This window comes from Streptomyces sp. NPDC048383 (genome assembly GCF_040651775.1).
Taxonomy (GTDB): Bacteria; Actinomycetota; Actinomycetes; order Streptomycetales; family Streptomycetaceae; genus Streptomyces.
This window is the reverse complement of sequence record NZ_JBEZKS010000007.1, coordinates 47,884-65,360: the sequence shown is the minus strand read 5'-3', so window position 1 is coordinate 65,360 and position 17,477 is coordinate 47,884. Positions and strand designations below refer to the sequence as shown.

General features: G+C 72.1%; 17 protein-coding genes. 15 read left to right on the top strand and 2 right to left on the bottom strand.

The features are described from left to right. The first annotated feature begins 6 nt into the window (after positions 1–6). The 9 genes from AB0D46_RS07585 to AB0D46_RS07545 all read left to right on the top strand — a co-directional run bounded on the left by AB0D46_RS07585 (position 7) and on the right by AB0D46_RS07545 (position 7,335). Positions 7–1,194 carry an ROK family glucokinase gene (locus AB0D46_RS07585; RefSeq protein WP_362876352.1) on the top strand — a complete coding sequence of 396 codons (1,188 nt, stop codon included), beginning with the start codon at positions 7–9 and terminating at the stop codon, positions 1,192–1,194. Beyond that, positions 1,191–1,781 carry a hypothetical protein gene (locus AB0D46_RS07580; RefSeq protein ID WP_362876351.1) on the top strand — a complete coding sequence of 197 codons (591 nt, stop codon included), beginning with the start codon at positions 1,191–1,193 and terminating at the stop codon, positions 1,779–1,781. Before AB0D46_RS07585 ends, AB0D46_RS07580 begins: the two co-directional genes overlap by 4 nt. A gap of 200 nt (positions 1,782–1,981) precedes the next feature. After that, complete coding sequence (locus AB0D46_RS07575; RefSeq protein WP_362876350.1) at positions 1,982–2,614, top strand: MBL fold metallo-hydrolase; 633 nt, start codon at positions 1,982–1,984, stop codon at positions 2,612–2,614. Positions 2,615–2,644: 30 nt separating this feature from the next. After that, positions 2,645–3,424 (top strand): exodeoxyribonuclease III, encoded by a 780-nt coding sequence (locus AB0D46_RS07570; protein ID WP_362876349.1) that lies wholly within the window; start codon positions 2,645–2,647, stop codon positions 3,422–3,424. Positions 3,425–3,536: 112 nt separating this feature from the next. Continuing rightward, the gene (locus AB0D46_RS07565) at positions 3,537–3,977 is read left to right on the top strand and encodes a DUF6278 family protein (RefSeq protein WP_362876348.1); all 441 of its coding nucleotides are present in this window, start codon (positions 3,537–3,539) and stop codon (positions 3,975–3,977) included. Between the two features lie 157 nt (positions 3,978–4,134). Next, positions 4,135–4,878 (top strand): amino acid ABC transporter ATP-binding protein, encoded by a 744-nt coding sequence (locus AB0D46_RS07560; RefSeq protein WP_362876347.1) that lies wholly within the window; start codon positions 4,135–4,137, stop codon positions 4,876–4,878. A gap of 11 nt (positions 4,879–4,889) precedes the next feature. Then, on the top strand, positions 4,890–5,798 hold the full coding sequence (locus AB0D46_RS07555) for a glutamate ABC transporter substrate-binding protein (protein ID WP_362876346.1): 909 nt from the start codon (positions 4,890–4,892) through the stop codon (positions 5,796–5,798). Between the two features lie 17 nt (positions 5,799–5,815). Beyond that, complete coding sequence (locus AB0D46_RS07550; RefSeq protein WP_362876345.1) at positions 5,816–6,460, top strand: amino acid ABC transporter permease; 645 nt, start codon at positions 5,816–5,818, stop codon at positions 6,458–6,460. Further along, complete coding sequence (locus AB0D46_RS07545) at positions 6,457–7,335, top strand: amino acid ABC transporter permease (protein ID WP_362876344.1); 879 nt, start codon at positions 6,457–6,459, stop codon at positions 7,333–7,335. The genes AB0D46_RS07550 and AB0D46_RS07545 overlap by 4 nt, the downstream gene beginning before the upstream one ends. Positions 7,336–7,373: 38 nt before the next feature. Here the strand turns inward: AB0D46_RS07545 and AB0D46_RS07540 are convergent, their stop codons facing one another. Next, complete coding sequence (locus AB0D46_RS07540) at positions 7,374–8,963, bottom strand: CocE/NonD family hydrolase (RefSeq protein WP_362876343.1); 1,590 nt, start codon at positions 8,961–8,963, stop codon at positions 7,374–7,376. A gap of 143 nt (positions 8,964–9,106) precedes the next feature. Beyond that, positions 9,107–10,327 carry an Ig-like domain-containing protein gene (locus AB0D46_RS07535; protein WP_362876342.1) on the bottom strand — a complete coding sequence of 407 codons (1,221 nt, stop codon included), beginning with the start codon at positions 10,325–10,327 and terminating at the stop codon, positions 9,107–9,109. A 299-nt stretch (positions 10,328–10,626) separates the two neighbouring features. Between AB0D46_RS07535 and murJ the strand changes: the two genes are divergently transcribed. The 6 genes from murJ (at position 10,627) to AB0D46_RS07505 (ending at position 17,432) form a co-directional block, all read left to right on the top strand. Beyond that, the gene (murJ, locus tag AB0D46_RS07530) at positions 10,627–12,309 is read left to right on the top strand and encodes a murein biosynthesis integral membrane protein MurJ (RefSeq protein ID WP_362876341.1); all 1,683 of its coding nucleotides are present in this window, start codon (positions 10,627–10,629) and stop codon (positions 12,307–12,309) included. A gap of 39 nt (positions 12,310–12,348) precedes the next feature. Beyond that, positions 12,349–13,029 (top strand): response regulator transcription factor, encoded by a 681-nt coding sequence (locus tag AB0D46_RS07525; RefSeq protein WP_362876340.1) that lies wholly within the window; start codon positions 12,349–12,351, stop codon positions 13,027–13,029. A gap of 6 nt (positions 13,030–13,035) precedes the next feature. Beyond that, positions 13,036–14,484 carry a HAMP domain-containing sensor histidine kinase gene (locus AB0D46_RS07520; protein WP_362876339.1) on the top strand — a complete coding sequence of 483 codons (1,449 nt, stop codon included), beginning with the start codon at positions 13,036–13,038 and terminating at the stop codon, positions 14,482–14,484. After that, positions 14,481–15,125, top strand: coding sequence for a hypothetical protein (locus AB0D46_RS07515; RefSeq protein WP_362876338.1), 645 nt, complete (start codon positions 14,481–14,483; stop codon positions 15,123–15,125). The genes AB0D46_RS07520 and AB0D46_RS07515 overlap by 4 nt, the downstream gene beginning before the upstream one ends. 44 nt (positions 15,126–15,169) lie before the next feature. Beyond that, on the top strand, positions 15,170–16,420 hold the full coding sequence (locus tag AB0D46_RS07510) for a cytochrome P450 (protein WP_362876337.1): 1,251 nt from the start codon (positions 15,170–15,172) through the stop codon (positions 16,418–16,420). A gap of 259 nt (positions 16,421–16,679) precedes the next feature. After that, positions 16,680–17,432 carry a hypothetical protein gene (locus AB0D46_RS07505; protein WP_362876336.1) on the top strand — a complete coding sequence of 251 codons (753 nt, stop codon included), beginning with the start codon at positions 16,680–16,682 and terminating at the stop codon, positions 17,430–17,432. Positions 17,433–17,477 lie beyond the last annotated feature (45 nt).

Here is a 17,477-nt window from a genome sequence, read left to right as displayed (position 1 = left end):
GACTCGATGAGCACGTACCGGGACTTCACGCTCGCCCACCGAGGGGCGGCGCGGGGCACCGTCCTGCGGACCGTCGGGACCCGTGAGCGCAGGTCGCTGCTGACCGCCCCGCGCGTCCCGACCGTCGGCATCGACATCGGCGGCACCAAGGTGATGGCCGGCGTCGTGGACGCCGACGGGGTCATCCTGGAGAAGATCCGCGCCGAGACACCCGACAAGTCCAAGAGCGCCAAGGTCGTCGAGGACACCATCGTCGAGCTGGTACTGGACCTGTCCGACCGGCACGACGTCCACGCCGTGGGCATCGGGGCGGCCGGCTGGGTCGACGCCGACCGCTCCCGCGTCCTGTTCGCCCCGCACCTGGCCTGGCGCGACGAGCCGCTGCGCGACGCGCTCCAGTCGCGGCTCGCGGTCCCGGTGATGGTGGACAACGATGCCAACACCGCCGCCTGGGCCGAATGGCGCTTCGGCGCCGGCCGCGGCGAGGACCACCTGGTCATGATCACGCTGGGAACCGGCATCGGCGGCGCGATCCTCGAAGGCGGACAGGTCAAACGGGGCCGCTACGGGGTCGCCGGCGAGTTCGGCCACATGCAGGTCGTGCCCGGCGGGCACCGCTGCCCCTGCGGCAACCGGGGCTGCTGGGAGCAGTACAGCTCCGGCAACGCCCTGGTGCGCGAGGCCCGCGAGCTGGCCGCCGCCGACTCCCCGGTCGCGTACAACATCATCGCCCGCGTCGGCGGCAACGTCGCGGAGATCACCGGGCCGCTCATCACCGAGCTGGCCCGCGAGGGCGACGCCATGTGCGTCGAACTCCTCCAGGACATCGGCCAGTGGCTCGGCGTCGGCATCGCCAACCTGGCCGCCGCCCTCGACCCCTCCTGCTTCGTCATCGGCGGCGGCGTCAGCGCCGCCGACGACCTGCTCATCGGCCCCGCCCGGGACGCCTTCCGGCGCCACCTCACCGGCCGCGGCTACCGCCCCGAGGCCCGCATCGCCAAGGCCCAGCTCGGCCCGGAGGCCGGCATGGTCGGCGCCGCCGACCTCGCCCGGCTCGTCGCCCGCCGCTTCCGGCGCGCCACCCGCCGCCGCGTCGAGCGCCACGAACGCTACGCGCAGCTCGGCCGGCGCGCCGCCACCGGCCCCGCCGACGCCCCGGACGCCCCGGACCTCAAGGACACAGGACAGCAGTGACCCCGCCCTCCCTGCCCCGCCAGGCCCCGCCCCCCGGGGCCGGCGACCCGCCCGCGCCCACCGTCGAGAACCGCAGGCACGTGGTCCGGCGCCGCTGGATCACCGCGATCATCATCCTGCTGCTCGTCGGGGTCCCGGCGGGCTACCTCGCCGTCTCCGCCCAACAGAGTCGCCAGAGCGGCCGCGACAAGGCCGCGAAGGTCGGCGCGGTCAAGGTGCGCGAGGCCTGGCCGTCCAAGGTGCAGCGCAGCATCTACGAGGTGCCCATCCCGCTGATGGCCTCGCTGGTCGGGTACCTGGAGACCAACAACTGGCGCACCAGCCGGCTCTACGTACAGTTCGGCGTCACCCCCGAGCAGCTCGACGCCTTCCTGGCCGACATGGGCACCACCCGGGAGGCGCTCACCCCCGGGGTGTCGATCTCCACGCACGACGCGGGCGTCGCCGGCTGGAGCTGGAGCCCGAAGCACCAGTGGTACGCGACCACACTGGACGCGCGGGACCCGCGCCCCACCCGGGACGTCACGGTCGACCTCACCAAGCCGTCCAACCCCCGCGTCTACGTCGTCTCCACCACCACCCCGTAGCGCCTGGGCCCGGGGGCCCGGCCGGCCTGGTGCTGTGACCGGAAAGGTCCACCGGGTCGCGGCGCCCGGCACGGCACCTCGCCGCGTTGTCGGACCACGGAAGTACGTCCAGTACGAGCCGCGGCCTCCGCCTTGCGACGCACCGCACCGAACACCGCGACCCGGCAAACCCTTCCGGCCACAGCACTAGGCTCGGTGGCATGAAGCTCACCAAGCGGCTGCACTCCTGCGTCCAGTTGGAGAAGGACGGGCGCACGCTCGTCATCGATCCGGGCGCCTTCAGCGAACCCGACGCCGGCCTCGGGGCGGACGCCCTGCTGGTCACGCACGAGCACCCCGACCACTTCGAGGAGGGTCGGCTGCGGGCCGCGCTCGACGCGAACCCGGCCGCCCGACTGTGGGCGCCGCGGTCCGTCGCACAGCGGCTCGCCCCCGCCTACCCGGACCGGGTGCACACCGTGGGCCACGGCGACGCCTTCGAGGCCGCCGGGTTCGCGGTCCAGGCGCACGGCGAACTGCACGCGGTGATCCACCCCGACATCCCGCGCGTCACCAACGTCGGCTACCTCGTGGACGGCTCGCTCTTCCACCCCGGCGACGCCCTGACGCTGCCCGGCGTGCCCGTCGAGACGTTGATGATCCCGGTGCACGCCCCCTGGAACAAGGTCGCCGAGGTGATCGACTGGGTCCGCGAGGTCGAGCCGCGGCGGACCATCGACATCCACGACGCCTACCTCTCCGACATCGCCCGCCCCATCTACGACACCGCCCTGAACACCCTGTCCGGTGCCCCGCACGGCCGACTCACCGCCGGGGACCACACCGACCTGTGACTGTCGGTGCGGGGCGGTAGGTTGGGACGCATGCGCATCGCCACGTACAACGTCAACTCGATCACCGCCCGGCTGCCGCGGCTGCTCGCCTGGCTGGAGAGCTCCGGTACGGATGTGCTCTGCATCCAGGAGACCAAGTGTTCGGCGGAGCAGTTCCCCGCCGCCGAGCTGCGCGAGCTGGGCTACGAGTCCGTCGTCAACGCCACCGGCCGGTGGAACGGCGTCGCCCTCCTGTCCAAGGTCGGCCTGGAGGACGTGGTGATGGGCCTGCCCGACGGGCCGGACTACGAGGGCGTGCAGGAGCCCCGCGCGATCTCCGCCACCTGCGGCGGCGTGCGCGTCTGGTCGGTCTACGTGCCCAACGGCCGCGAGGTCGAGCACGACCACTACGGCTACAAGCTGGACTGGTTCCGCGCCCTGACCACCGCCATCGCGCAAGACGCGGCCGGATCGCGCCCGTTCGCGGTGCTCGGCGACTTCAACGTCGCACCGACCGACGAAGACGTGTACGACCCGGCGGTCTTCGCGGGCCTCACGCACGTCAGCCCGCAGGAGCGCGCCGCCCTGGAGGCGCTGCGGGCGGCCGGCCTGTCGGACGTCTTCCCGCGCGCCCTCAAGTACGACCGGCCGTACACCTTCTGGGACTACCGGATGCTCGCCTTCCCCAAGAACCGGGGCATGCGCATCGACCTCGTCTACGGGAACGAGCCCTTCGTGAAGGCCGTCAAGGACGCGTACGTGGACCGCGAGGAGCGCAAGGGCAAGGGCGCCTCCGACCACGCCCCGGTCGTCGTCGACCTGGAGGTCTGAGGGCCCCGGCCGCGGGCCTGCCGTCCCGGCCGGGCCCGCCCGGGGGCCCCGATCGCGGTCGGGCAGGCGCGCCCTGTGGCCGGCGGCCGTTCCTGGTGGGACGCTGGACCGCATGCACATCCCTTTCCTGGCCAACTGGTTGAACCGGCACGAAACGGAACAGGGTGCGGGACTCGCCGTCGCCCTCGCGGACGATCCCGAGGGAATCGCCGAACTGTTCTCGGAGTGCGAGATGCTGCGGGCCCAGGCGAGGGCGGCCGGGCTCGAACTCGACCAGACGCCCGCCTCGTTGGAGGCGCTGGACCAACTGATGCCGCGCTGGCGACGGGACCCCGAGGCGGTGCCCTGGCTGGGCAACGACGCGGGGTTCTATCTCGGGACGGTGATCGTCCGGACCATCCCGGACGCCGCCTGGCAGGTCTGGCCGAACGGCCTGCCGATGATCCGGCTGGCATCGGGACGCGAGCTGGACGTCATCGGGTCGGGGGTGTCCTGGGCGATGACCGGGTCCCCCGAGCTCAGCCAGGCCTACGCCGAGGCCTCCGAGGCCTGATCCCCGCCCGTCGCTGCCGCCACCCGTCGCCCCGTTCCCGTACCGCGACGCACCCGGTGTGCTTTATGGGCCTTTCAGGCGTGTCGGGGGGAGTCGCCTTCGGCGGCTGGATAGTTTGCGCTGACCTCGACACACCGACAAGTGGGCAGGGCAGCGTATGGCCGTCGATCCGTTGATCGAGCTGCGGGACGTCAACAAGCACTACGGGACGTTGCACGTCCTCCAGGACATCAACCTCACCGTCGGCCGCGGGGAGGTGGTGGTGATCATCGGCCCCTCCGGCTCCGGGAAGTCCACCCTCTGCCGGACGATCAACCGACTGGAGACCATCGAGTCCGGCACGATCACCCTCGACGGCAAGCCGCTCCCCGCCGAGGGCAAGGAACTGGCCGGGCTGCGGGCCGAGGTCGGCATGGTCTTCCAGTCCTTCAACCTCTTCGCCCACAGGACCGTCCTGGCCAACGTCTCGCTCGCGCAGGTCAAGGTCAGGAAGCGCAAGAAGGACGAGGCCGACAAGCGCTCCCGGGAACTGCTGGACCGCGTCGGCCTCGCCGACCAGGCCGAGAAGTACCCCGCCCAGCTGTCCGGAGGCCAGCAGCAGCGCGTGGCCATCGCCCGCGCCCTGGCCATGAGCCCCAAGGCGCTGCTCTTCGACGAGCCCACCTCGGCGCTCGACCCGGAGATGATCAACGAGGTGCTGGAGGTCATGCAGCAGCTCGCCGCCGAGGGCATGACGATGGTCGTCGTCACCCACGAGATGGGCTTCGCCCGCTCCGCCGCCAACCGCGTCGTCTTCATGGCCGACGGCAGGATCGTCGAGGACCGCACCCCGGAGGCCTTCTTCACCGCCCCCGAGAGCGAGCGGGCCAGGGACTTCCTCTCCAAGATCCTCAAGCACTGAGGGGCCGCCCGATGACACACACCCGCGCGCTGGGCGCCCTCCTGCTCGTCCTGCTCCTCGCCGTGGCCGGCTGCGGCAGACCCGGCAGCCCACCCGTCAAGGGCCCGCAGCCCGAGGACCTCCCCGTCTTCAAGGTCGCCACCGGCTTCCGACTGCCGCAGTCACCCACCTGGGAGCGCGCCAAGAGGCGCGGCCACCTCGTGGTCGGCGTCAAGGAGGACCAGCCGTACATGGGGGAGAAGGACCCCGCGAGCGGTCGCTACTCCGGCTTCGACGTCGAGATCGCCAAGATGATGTCGGCCGCCCTCGGCTTCGACCCCAAGACGATCGAGTACAAGACGATCGCCTCCGCCAACCGCGAGACCGCCCTGCAGAACGGCCAGATCGACTACTACGTGGGCACCTACACGATCAACGACAACCGCAAGAAGCAGGTCGGCTTCGCCGGGCCCTACTTCATGGCCGGCCAGTCCCTGCTGGTCCGCAAGGACGAGGAGGACATCAAGGGCCCCGACGACCTGACGGGCAAGAAGGTCTGCTCGGCCGCCGGCTCCACCCCCTACCAGCGGCTCCAGAAGGAGTACCCGGGTGCGGTCCTCGTCGCCTACGACACCTACTCGGTCTGCGTGGACAACCTGCTGACCTACCAGGTCGACGCCGTCTCCACCGACGACTCCATCCTGTTGGGCTACGCGGCCAAGGTCCCCGAGGAGCTGAAGGTCGTCGGTGACCCCTTCTCCGAGGAGCCGTACGGCATCGGCGTACCGCGCTCCGACAACGCCCTGCGCTTCGCGCTCGACGACGCGCTGGAGGAGAACGAGAAGAACGGCAACTGGAAGAAGGCCTACGAGGCCACCCTCGGCCTGTCCGGCGAGCCCGCCCCGACACCGCCCGCCATCGACCGCTATCCGGCGGGCTGAGGGGAGACCGCACCGCCATGGACGTACTCACCGACAACTTCGCCCTCTACGGAGAGGGCTTCCTCGGCACCGTGGAGCTGACCGTCTACGCCAGTGCGCTGGCCCTGGTCCTGGGCTTCCTGATGGCTTCCTTCCGCGTCGCGCCCGTCGGATCCTTCCGCGTCTTCGGCACGGTCTGGGTGACCGTGCTGCGCAACACCCCCCTCACCCTGCTCTTCTTCGCCGTGCTGCTGGGCCTGCCCCGCTTCGGGATCGTGCTGCCCTTCCAGCTCTTCGCGGTCCTCGCCCTGGGCTGCTACACCTCCGCCTTCATCTGCGAGGTGCTGCGCTCGGGCATCAACACCGTGCCCAAGGGGCAGGGCGAGGCCGCCCGCAGCCTCGGCATGTCCTTCGAGCAGAACCTCGGGTCGGTGATCCTCCCGCAGGCCTTCCGCTCCGTCATCCCGCCGATCGGCTCCACGCTGATCGCCCTCGCCAAGAACTCCGCGATCGCGGGCGCCTTCAGCGTCACCGAGCTGCTGGGCACCTACAAGACCCTCAACGAACTCGGCTACAGCATCATCTGGACCTTCGTCTGGATCGCCGTCGGGTACCTGATCATCACCCTGTCCATCAGCCTGCTCTTCCACGTGTTGGAGAAGCGCTTCGGAGTCGCCCGATGACCGCGCACGGGCTGAAGGGGGACCTGGGGTCCTCCGCCCTCTACGACCTGCCCGGCCCACGGGCCCAACGCCGACACCTGTTCTACGGGATCGGCTCCACGGTGCTCATCCTGGCGCTGCTGGCCTGGATCCTCCACCTGCTCTTCGACACCGAGCAGTTCACCGCCGCCAAGTGGAGCCCCTTCACCTATGAGGGGATCCAGGAACTGCTGCTCAGGGGCCTGTGGAACACCCTCAAGGCCTTCGTCTACGCCTCGGTGCTCTCGCTCCTGCTCGGCGCGGTCCTCGCCTGCGGCCGGCTCTCGGTCCACCGCCCGGTGCGCTGGTCGGCGACGCTGTGCGTGGAGTTCTTCCGGGCCATGCCGGTACTGGTGATGATCTTCTTCATCTTCGTGGCGCTGAAGGTCCAGCCGCTGCCCGCCCTGGTCGCGGGGCTGACCCTGTACAACGGATCCGTCCTGGCCGAGGTCTTCCGTACGGGCGTCAACGCCGTGGAGAAGGGTCAGCGGGAGGCGGCGTACGCGCTCGGCATGCGCAAGACGCAGGTCATGACCTACGTCCTCGCCCCGCAGGCCGTGCGGGCGATGTTGCCCACGATCATCAGTCAGCTCGTGGTGGCGCTGAAGGACACCTCGCTGGGCTACCTGATCACCTACGAGGAGTTCCTGCACGCGGGCAAGCTGATCGCCTCCAACCTGGACTACGACCTGCCGTTCATCCCCGTCGTGATGATCATCTCGCCGATCTACATCGGCATGTGCATGTTGCTGTCCTGGTTCGCCACCTGGGTGGCCCGGCGGGAGCGGGGCAACCCCAAGACCGAGGCGGTGGCGGTGCCGGACGCCGGTCCGGGAGGGCTGCTGCCGGGAAGGTAGCGGCGCACGGGCGCCCACCGCCCGGCAGCAGCCGTGGATCACTGCTCGCGCAGCGGTACGGAGACCCAGCTGGGGTCGGTGCGCGGCGAGGAGAAGGTCAGCTGCGCGCCGGTCGGGTTGTGCTCGATGTAGAGCGGGTCGACGGTGTCCACGACGAGGGCGAGCCGGTGGCCCTCGGGCACGTCGTAGGCGGTGGAGAAGAGCTCCAGGTCCACCCCGAAGGCCTGCCCGGGGGTCTTGCCGTGGAAGGTGTACGGGGCGTTGCTGACCAGCTTGCCGAGGCCGAGCGGGCCGACGTCGTAGAGGTAGGCGACGAAGGTGCCGTCTCCCTTGGTGGGCGTCACGGTGGTGTGGAGCTTGACGGTGCCGCGGATGCGGCGCTCCTCGTCGTAGCGCCCCGACTGCCAGACGGCGGCGAAGGATCGGGGGAGGAGGGGGATCGAGGCGACCGGGGGGGTCTTCAGGAACTGGTCGAGGAGGTTGGAGAGCATGACGATGCCGCCGTTGGCTCCGGAGTCCACGTTGGCGAAGACGTGCTCGCTGTCGGAGAGGGCGATCCGCTCGGTGCCGCCGGAGCCGACGGACTTCCAGTCGGCGTAGCCCTCGTAGCCGCCGGTGCTGCGGGACTTGATCTGCACCGGGGCCTCGGTGTCCACCCCGTTGCGCTCGCCCTTGAGGTAGCGGTCGAACCAGCGGTGGGCGTTGGTCCAGGTGTCGTTGGGCAGCCCGAGCAGGCCGGTGGCCTCGGCGGTGGCGTGGTCGCCGGGGCGGAACTCCAGGCGCTTGGGGCCGGTGAGCTTCTCGTAGAAGGCGGCGTACTGGTTGGGCGGGAAGATGGTGTCGCCCCAGGCATTGCCCAGCATGATGGCGGCGCCGTTGGCGTTGATCCGGTCGACCTTCTCGGCGGGGGACCGCTTGCGGCCCCAGTCGATCATCGCCTGCTCCTTGTCCAGCTTGGACCCGAGGAAGTCGCCGAGGATCTGGCGCAGTTCCGGACCGGGCCGGCCGGTGATGGCGCCGGCGGCGCCGAGCAGGCCGGCGGCCTGGAGGTGCTGGGTGCGTCCGGAGTAGATGGACTCGATGAGGTCGGCCCAGCCGCTGAGCGCGACCACGGCCTTGATCCGCGGGTCGTGCGCGGAGGCCAGCAGACTGATGCCGGCGCCGTAGGAGACCCCGCCCAGGCCGATGCGCGCGGGATCGGCGGGGGTGGTGGCGAGGGCCCAGTCGATGACGGCGGAGACGTCGGCGACGTCGGCGGGGCCGGCCGTCTCGATCTCGCCGCCGGAAAGCCAGAAGCCGCGCGAGGTGTAACCGACCACGACGTAGCCGGAGTCGGCGAGCTTGCGGGCCTGGGCGATGTATTCGATCTGGGGCATGCCCCAGCTGGTGGGCAGCACGATCAGCGGGTAGGTGCGGCCGGGCGTGGCGCCCGCCGGGGTGAAGACGTTGCCCTTGAGGGTGATGCCGCCGGAGCCGGGGATGTCGTGGAAGCGCAGCTCCGGCTGGGCGGCCGCGGTCGGGACGGGTGCGGCTGCCGACGCCGCCTGGGCCTGGTGGGGGGCCAGGCCCAGGGCGGCGGCGGCGAGCAGGGCCGCCACGGCTGCTGCGGTGGTGGTGCGGACTGGCATCGGTCGCTCCTCACGTGCGCCGGTGTCAAAGTGACCCGACGGTAACGGGAGGGGCTTACCTGGGGTAACCCATGGGTAAGTTACGTGGTGGTAACAATTGACTCATAGTCAACAGGGTGGGGGAGCGGACGGGCCCGTCCGGGTCAGCCGTTCTGCGCGCCGCCGCCCAGCGCGCTCTTGGCCTTCCACTCGTCCCAGGACAGGTTCCACTCGCCGTAGCCGTTGCCGAGCTCGGCGTTGCCCTTCGAGCCCTTGCCGACCACCTCGAACGGGTCACCGACCTGCACCTGCCCGTAGAAGGACTTCGCGTGGGCGTCGCTCATGCCCACGCAGCCGGAACTGGTGTTGGCGCTGCCGAAGTTGGCGGAGTTCCACGGGGCGGCGTGCGCGTACATGCCCGACCAGGTCAGCCGCATCGAGTAGTCGACCATCTTGTCGTAGCTGTCGCCGAGGCCCACCGTCTGGGAATCCATCCGGATGGTGCCCTCCTTCGCCATCAGCACCATCTTCCCGGACCACGAGGCCTTCTGGCCGCCGGGAGTGCCCGCAGAGACGGGGATCGTGTCGACCACCTGACCGCCCTCGGTCACCGACAGCTTCTTCGTGTCGAGGCTGACCTCGATCCGCCGGTCCTTCCCGATCTTGAACTCGGTGTTGTAGTCACGGGCGAACAGGCCGCCGCCCTGACCGGAGTCCACACCGTTCAGGTTCATCTCGACCTTCACGTCCGTACCGGACTTCCAGTACTCCTTCGGCCGCCAGTCCACCCGGTCCTTGCCGGAGTAGTCCTTGAACCAGCCCCACGACCCCTCGGCGTTGTCCGAGGCCGTGACCTTCAGCTGCTTCTCCACCTCGGCCTTGTTCTTCACCGGGTTGTCGAAGACGAGCGAGACCGGCATCGCCACACCCACCGTGCTGCCCTTGGGGATGTTGATCGAGACCTTGTTCACCTTGTCCGCGGCCGAGGTCTTGAACTGGGTGTTCGCGCTCCGGCTGTCGGTGTTCTGCGCCTCCACCTTGTACTCGGTGCCCGGCGAGGCGTTGCGCTCCGAGGTCCAGGTCCTGCCGTCGGCGGCTATCCGCCCGGGCAGCTCCCCGCCCTTGCCGTCCGTCACCTTCACCTGCGCGAGCTTGCCCTCGGCGACGGTCACGGTGACGGGCTCGCCCGCCTTGACCTGGTCGCCCGTCAGGTTCACCGAAACCGCCATCGCCGGCTTCTGCTTCATCTCGCCCTTGCCGTTCGCGCCGGCGTCCGAACCGCCCCCGCAGGCGGTCAGCGCGGCGGCCAGGAGAACGGCGCCGGCGGCCGGCGCGGCGTGACGGCTCCGACGGCGCGGCAGTGCGGTACGGCTTGTGCGGCTCAACGAAAACCCCTCCGAAAGTAACGATCGTCCGTAAGCAAGGAGCGAACGGGACGCCTTCGGGTTGCGCCTTTTGCGGAAAACATCCGGACGATCTCCATCGGCGCGCACCGGGCCCTCCCGCGACGCCCTCCCTCCTGCCGGCCCGGGACCTTCGCCCCGACATCGGGACCGAAAGGCCCTACCGGGCAGAGGGTTTCCTGCCCGCAGAGCGATGTCAGGGGCATGCCTGAGCGGCGGGTACGCTCCAACTTCCGCCCCCCGACGACACCCCGTCGGGCGTCACCGACCTGGAGGCCCCGATGACCGCCACCGGAACGACTCCGGCCGCGGCGCCCCCCGGCCCGGCCGTCACCGAGGCCCCGGCCAAGGGCGGCGGCTCGCTCCTGCGCAGCGGCATCCTGATGGCCGCCGGCTCGATCGTCTCCCGCGCCACCGGCTTCGTCCGCTCCGCCGTCGTCGTCGCCGCGCTCGGCACCCAATGGCTCGGCGACTCCTACGCCGTCGCCAACACCGTCCCCAACATCCTGTACATGCTGCTCGTCGGCGGCGCCCTCAACGCCGTCTTCGTCCCCGAGCTGGTGCGCGCGGCCAGGGAACACGCGGACGGCGGCGCCGCGTACACCGACCGGCTGCTCACCGCCTGCACCGCGGCCCTCGTCGCGCTCACCGCCGTAGCGGTCGTCGCCGCCCCGGCCATCATCGGCGCCTACACCCCCTACGGCGGCGACCGGCTCGACACCACCGTCGCCCTCGCCCGGTTCTGCCTCCCGCAGATCCTCTTCTACGGCCTGTTCACCCTGCTCGGCCAAGTACTGAACGCCCGCGGTCGCTTCGGCGCGATGATGTGGACCCCCGTCCTCAACAACCTCGTCATCATCGGCGTCTTCGGCCTCTACCTCGCCCTCTCCCACGACGCCCCCGACGGCCTCACCGCCGCCGAGACCCGACTGCTCGGCATCGGCACCACCGCCGGCATCGTCATCCAGGCACTGGCCCTGGTGCCCTCGCTGCGAGCCGCCCGCTTCCGCTGGCGCCCCCGCTTCGACTGGCGCGGCAGCGGCCTCGCCCGCCCCCTGCGCAACGCCGGCTGGCTCGTCCTGCTGGTCCTCACCAACCAGATCGCCTACTGGGTCGTCACCCGGCTGTCCACCACCGCCGGGGAGGTCGCGGACCGGGCGGGCCTCGCCGCCGGCGTCGGGTACACCGCCTACAGCAACGCCTACCAGCTGTGGGTCGTCCCGCAGGGCATCATCACCGTCTCCCTCGTCACCGCCCTGACGCCCCGCATGGCGGCCGCCGCCGGCGACGGCGACCTCACGGCCGTGCGCCGGGACGTCTCGTACGCGCTGCGCACCAGCGCCGCCCTCGTCGTACCCGCCGCCACCGCCTTCGCCGTCCTCGCCCCCTGGGTGATCGGCGGCGTCTTCGGGCACGGAGCCACCACCCCCGCCGACATCGAGGTCATGGCCGGCATCCTGATCGCCTTCGCCCCCGGCCTGATCGCCTTCTCCGGCCAGTACGTGCTCTCCCGCGCCTTCTACGCCCTCTCCGACACCCGGACCCCGTTCTTCCTCAACCTGGTCATCGCCGGCCTGAACGCCGCCCTGTCGGCCGCCGCGTACTTCCTGCTCCCCCCGCGCTGGGCCGTCACCGGCATGGCCGCGGCCACCACCGTCGCCTTCGCCGCGGGCGCCGCCGTCACCGCCCACGCCCTCGCCCGACGACTGGGCCCGCGCCCGGCGACCCGTGCCGCGCGGGGCGCCGGCGCCGTACGGACCCACCTGCGGCTGCTCGTCGCCTGCCTGCCCGCGGGCGCCGCCGGACACGCCGCCGCCCGGGGCGCCGACCGGTTCGGCGACGTCGCCGCCGCCGGCGCGGGAACCGCCACGATCGTGCTCGTCGTCGTTGTCCTCGCCGGGCCGCTGCGCCTGACGGAGATCACCGACCTGCTGAACTCCCTGCGGCGCCGCATCGGCCGTTAGCGGGAGGAAGGCCACCGACCTTCTGGGGATACTGACCGGATGCCACGCGTACTGCTGATCGAGGACGACCCTTCCATCCGGGAAGGCGTCGGACTCGGCCTGCGCCGCCGCGGCCACGAGGTGAGCGCGGCGGAGACCGGCGAGGAGGGCCTCGCCCTCATGGCCGGCTTCCACCCCGAACTCGTCCTGCTCGACCTCATGCTGCCCGGCATCAACGGCGTCCAGGTCTGTCGCCGGATCCGCGAGACCAGCGAGGTCCCGATCATCATGCTCACCGCGCGCGGCGACGACTTCGACATCGTCGTCGGCCTCGAAGCCGGCGCCGACGACTACGTCGTCAAACCCGTCCGCACCGACATCATCGAGGCCCGCATCAAGGCCGTGCTCCGCCGCCTCGGCGACGCCGGCGCCCGCCCCGGCATCGAACAGCACGGCCGGCTCGCCGTCGACCGGGCCGGACTGACCGTCGCGAAGAACGGCGAACGCGTCGCCCTCGCCCCCAGCGAGATCAAACTGCTCCTCCACCTCAGCGCCTCGCCCGAGCAGGTCTTCTCCCGCCGGCAACTGCTGGAGTACGTGTGGGAGCACAGCTACCACGCCGACGCCCGCCTGGTGGACGCCTGCGTCCGCCGGCTCCGCAACAAGATCGAGGACCCCGACGGCAACCCACGCTACATACAGACCGTGCGGGGCTTCGGCTACCGCTTCGGACCGCTGTAGCCGACCGTGCGCAACCTCGCCCCTCTCGGCCTGCGCACCCGCCTCATCGCCGCGTTCCTCCTCGTCGCCGCGATCAGCGCGGTGGGCACCGCGGCCCTCACCTACCAACGCGCCCGCACCGCCATCCTCACCCAGAGCCAGGACACCGCCGTCAGCACCCTGCGGGACCAGTTGGAGGGCCAGACCCTCGTACTGCCGATGGAACAGCAGCAGCTCCAGCGCCTCGTCACCGACATCGGCAAACGCGGCAAACCGCACCCCTGGGTGGTGTTCGGCGAGTACGGCACCCTGCGCGCCTCCTCCAACGTCACCCCCGCGACCTCCGCCGTCCTCACCGACCGGCTCCGCCGGCAGGTCGCCGCCAACCCGCACGGCGCCTTCCAACGCGTCGAGGACGGCCGCGGCGAGACCTACCTCACCATCGGCATGCCCGCCGTCATGGACTCCGACGGCGGCCCCGCCCGACCCACCGGCGTCGTCCTCTACGCGGTCATGCCGCTCGGCGCCGAGGAGCAGACCGTCGACGCCATGGTCGAGGCCGCCCGCCAAGGCGCCATCCCCGGCCTCGCCATAGCCGTCGTCCCCGCCCTCCTCGCCGCCCGCAGCGTCCTGCGCCCCGTACGGGACATGCGGCGCGCCGCCACCCACCTGGGCCGCGGCCGACTGGACACCCGCATCGAGGTCCGCGGCTCCGACGAACTCGCCGGCCTCGCCCGCACCTTCAACGAGACCGCCCGCGCCCTGGAGGAATCGGTCGCCGAACTCCGCGACGCCGAGGCCCGCGCCCGCCGCTTCGCCTCCGACGTCTCCCACGAACTGCGCACCCCCCTCGCGGGCATGCTCGCCGTCACCGAGGTGCTCGACGAGGACGCCGAACAGCTCGACGCCGACACCGCGAAGGCGCTGCGCCTGATCAGCTCCGAAACCGGGAAGTTGGCCGTGCTCGTCGAGGACCTGATGGAGATCTCCCGCTTCGACGCCCGCGCCGCCGAACTCAACCTGGACGACGTCGACGTCGCCGAAGCCGTCGGCAAGACCCTGGAACTGCGCCACTGGGACGACGACCGGGTGACCGCCGACCTCCCCCCGGACATCCGGGCCCGCCTCGACCTGCGCCGCTTCGACGTGATCCTCGCCAACCTCGTCGGCAACGCCTTGCGGCACGGCACGGCACCCGTCCGGATCTCCGTACGCACCCAGCCCGACCCCGCCGGGGAACGCCTGCTCATCGAGGTCACCGACAGCGGCCCCGGCATCGCCCCCGCGGTGCTGCCGCACATCTTCGACCGGTTCTTCAAGGCCGACGGCGCCCGTACCCGCTCCGCCGGCAGCGGCCTCGGCCTCGCCATCACCCTGGAGAACGTCCGCCTCCACGGGGGCACCCTGCGGGCCGCCAACGCGGCGGACGCAGGCGCGGTGTTCACCGTCGACATGCCCGTGGAGGCCGTCGCGTGAACCGTCGCCCCGCGCCTGCCGGCCGCTGGTGTCCTCCCGACCGGCCGGCGCCTTTCGACCGGCCTTCTTCCGCAAGCCGGCCGTCCCCTTCCGACCGGCCGTCCCTCGCCGGCCGCTGGTTCCCTTCCGGCCGCTCGTCCCGTTCCGGCCGCCCGGCCGTCGTCGGCCTGGCGCTCGCCGGCCCCCTGCTGCTCACGGCCTGCGGGATCGCCCCGACCGGCGTGATCGAGAGCGGCGCGCCCGCCCGGGTCGCCGTCGCCGCGCCCGCCCGCGGGCCGCTCGCCTTCTTCGTCGGCCCCGACGGCCGGCTGGTGCCCTCGCCGCAGCCCCGGACCGCGGCGAGCGCCCCGCTGAGCGGCGTCCTCGGGCTGCTGCGCGGCCCCGGCAGCACCGAACTCCGGGCCGGGCTCGGCACCCGACTGCCCGTCGTCGAGGGCCCGGACGCCGCCGCCGTGGCCGTCGTCCCCGTCGCCGACGACGGGCTGGACCTGCGCGTCCCCTTCCCGGTCGCCGGCCTGGACGCCGTCGCCCGCGGCCAACTCGTGTGCAGCGCCGCCGCCGGCCTCGGCAACGGGTACGAGGTCTTCCTGCACGGCCCCGACACCACCCTGGACCCCGAACGCTGCCACCCCGACCACTGACCGGCCCCTTGCGGACGACCCGCCCGGCCGTCACCGTGTGGACCATGGAACGCGCCGCCGACGTCCCCGACGTCTTCGACCCCCGCGTCTACGCCGAAGGCGTCCCGCACGAGCGCTACCGGACCCTGCGCGACCGACACCCCGTCGCCTGGCAGGCCGAGCCCGAGATCCAGGGCTGGCCCGCCGGCCCCGGCTTCTGGGCCGTCACCCGGCACGCCGACGTCGTCCGCGTGCTGCGCGACCACGCCACGTACTCCTCCTGGGCCGGCGCCACCCAGATCCGCGACCCCGACCCGGCCGACCTGCCGTTCCTGCGCAGCACCATGCTCAACCAGGATCCCCCCGGGCACGGCCGGCTGCGCCGCCTCGTATCCCGCGCCTTCACCCCCGCCCGCGTGGACGCCTTCGCCGGCCGGGCCCGCGACCGCGCCCGTAGGCTCCTCGCCGCCGCCCGGGACCACGCCGAGGACGGCAGCGTCGACGTGGTGGCCGCCGTCACCGACGAGTACGCCCTGCTGAACCTCACCGACCTGCTGGGCGTCCCGCCCGCCGACCGGGCCCTGCTGCTGGAGTGGACCGTACGGATCATCGGCTACCAGGACCCCGAGGACGCCCCCGAGCCCGTCACCGGCCCGGACGGCACCCCGTTGAACCCCCGCTCCCCGGCCCTGCTCGGCGAGATGTTCGGGTACGCCCGGGAACTGGCCGCGTACAAGCGCGCCCACCCCGGCGACGACGTGATGACCGCCCTCGCGCAGGCCGGCCTGGCACCCGCCGAACTGGAGATGTTCTTCTTCCTGCTGACCGTCGCCGGCAACGACACCGTGCGCAGCGCCGCCCCCGGCGGGCTCCTGGCCCTCGCCCGCCAACCCGACGCCCACCGCCGGCTCGCCGACGCCGGCGCGCCCATGGACCGGGCGGTCGACGAACTCCTGCGCGTCCACCCGCCCGTACTGAGCTTCCGCCGCACCGCCGTCCGGGACACCCTCCTGGCGGGCACCCGGATCCGGGAGGGCGACAAGGTGGTGGTGTTCCACGCCTCCGCCAACCACGACGAACGCGTCTTCGCCGACCCGCACCGCCTCGACCCGGCCCGCTCGCCCAACCCGCACGTTTCCTTCGGCGACGGCCCGCACGTCTGCCTCGGCGCCCACTTCGCCCGCCTCCAACTGCGCATCCTCCACGAGGAGTGGCTCACCCTGCTGCCCGCACCCGAACTGACGGCCCCACCCCGTCGGTTGGTCTCCAACTTCATCAACGGCATCACCCGACTCCCCCTCCGGGTGACGGGGTGAAGCGGTTACCGCGCACGGGGCCTTGCCGGGGCGGCCGTCGACCGCGCCGCACCGCGCGGGTACCGCGCGGAGGGTAGGGCACCTTCCGGCCGCGAACCCCGCCGGGAGCGGGCGGCGGTGGGCCGAGCACAATGTTGCGCACGTCGTCGTGCGCGCGCCGGGCGGGGACATCCGCCCGGGCACGGACCGGACGGGACGCGTTGCGCCCCGCAGGGGGACGGCGGCGTCGACGTACCGACCTGTGGAGAAAGCTGTGAACATGCCTGACGCACCGACCGGGGACCGGCCGGACTGGGGAACCGCCTTCCGTTCCATCGCCGACGACTGGCTCTTCGCCGACGTCGACGGCCCGCTCCCGTCCGAGGCGGTCCTGCCGCTGGAGAACCCCGACCTGTACGACTCCGGCGTGTGGGACAAGCACCTGAAGATCGAGGAGCGCTACCGCACGGTCTCCATCGGCGTGTACGCGGGCCGGCGGATCGCCGTCCTCAACGCCAAGCTCGGCGCGCCCGCCGCGGCGATGGCCATCCAGGCGGCGGCCGGCCGCGGCGTGCGCACCCTGGTCGGTGTCGGCTACTGCGGAGCCGTCGCCGACAACCTCCGCTGCGGCGACCTGCTCGTCCCCACCGGCGCGGTCTCCGCCGACGGCACCAGCGCCGCCCTGTGCCCCGGCCGGTACCCGGCGGTCGCCGACCACCAGCTCGTACGGGCCCTGCACGACACCGCCCCCGGCACGCTGCGCGACGGCCTGGTGCACACCCTGGACGCCGTCTACACGCAGGACTCGGCGCTCGTCGAGGAGTGCCGGCGCACCGGCGTGTCCGGCATCGACATGGAGACCGCCGCCGTCCTCACCGCGGCCCGCCTCTCCGGGATGCGCGCCGCCACCCTCCTCGTCGCCAGCGACCACCCGGGCCTCGGCCTGCCCACCGACGGAGCCCTCATCGGCGCCGGCTTCGACCGGGCCATGGGCCTGGCCCTGGAAGCACTGACCGCCGGCGGCACCCGGTAGGACCGAGCGCCGGGGGCCGCGCCCGCCGCGGCTCCCGGCGGGACG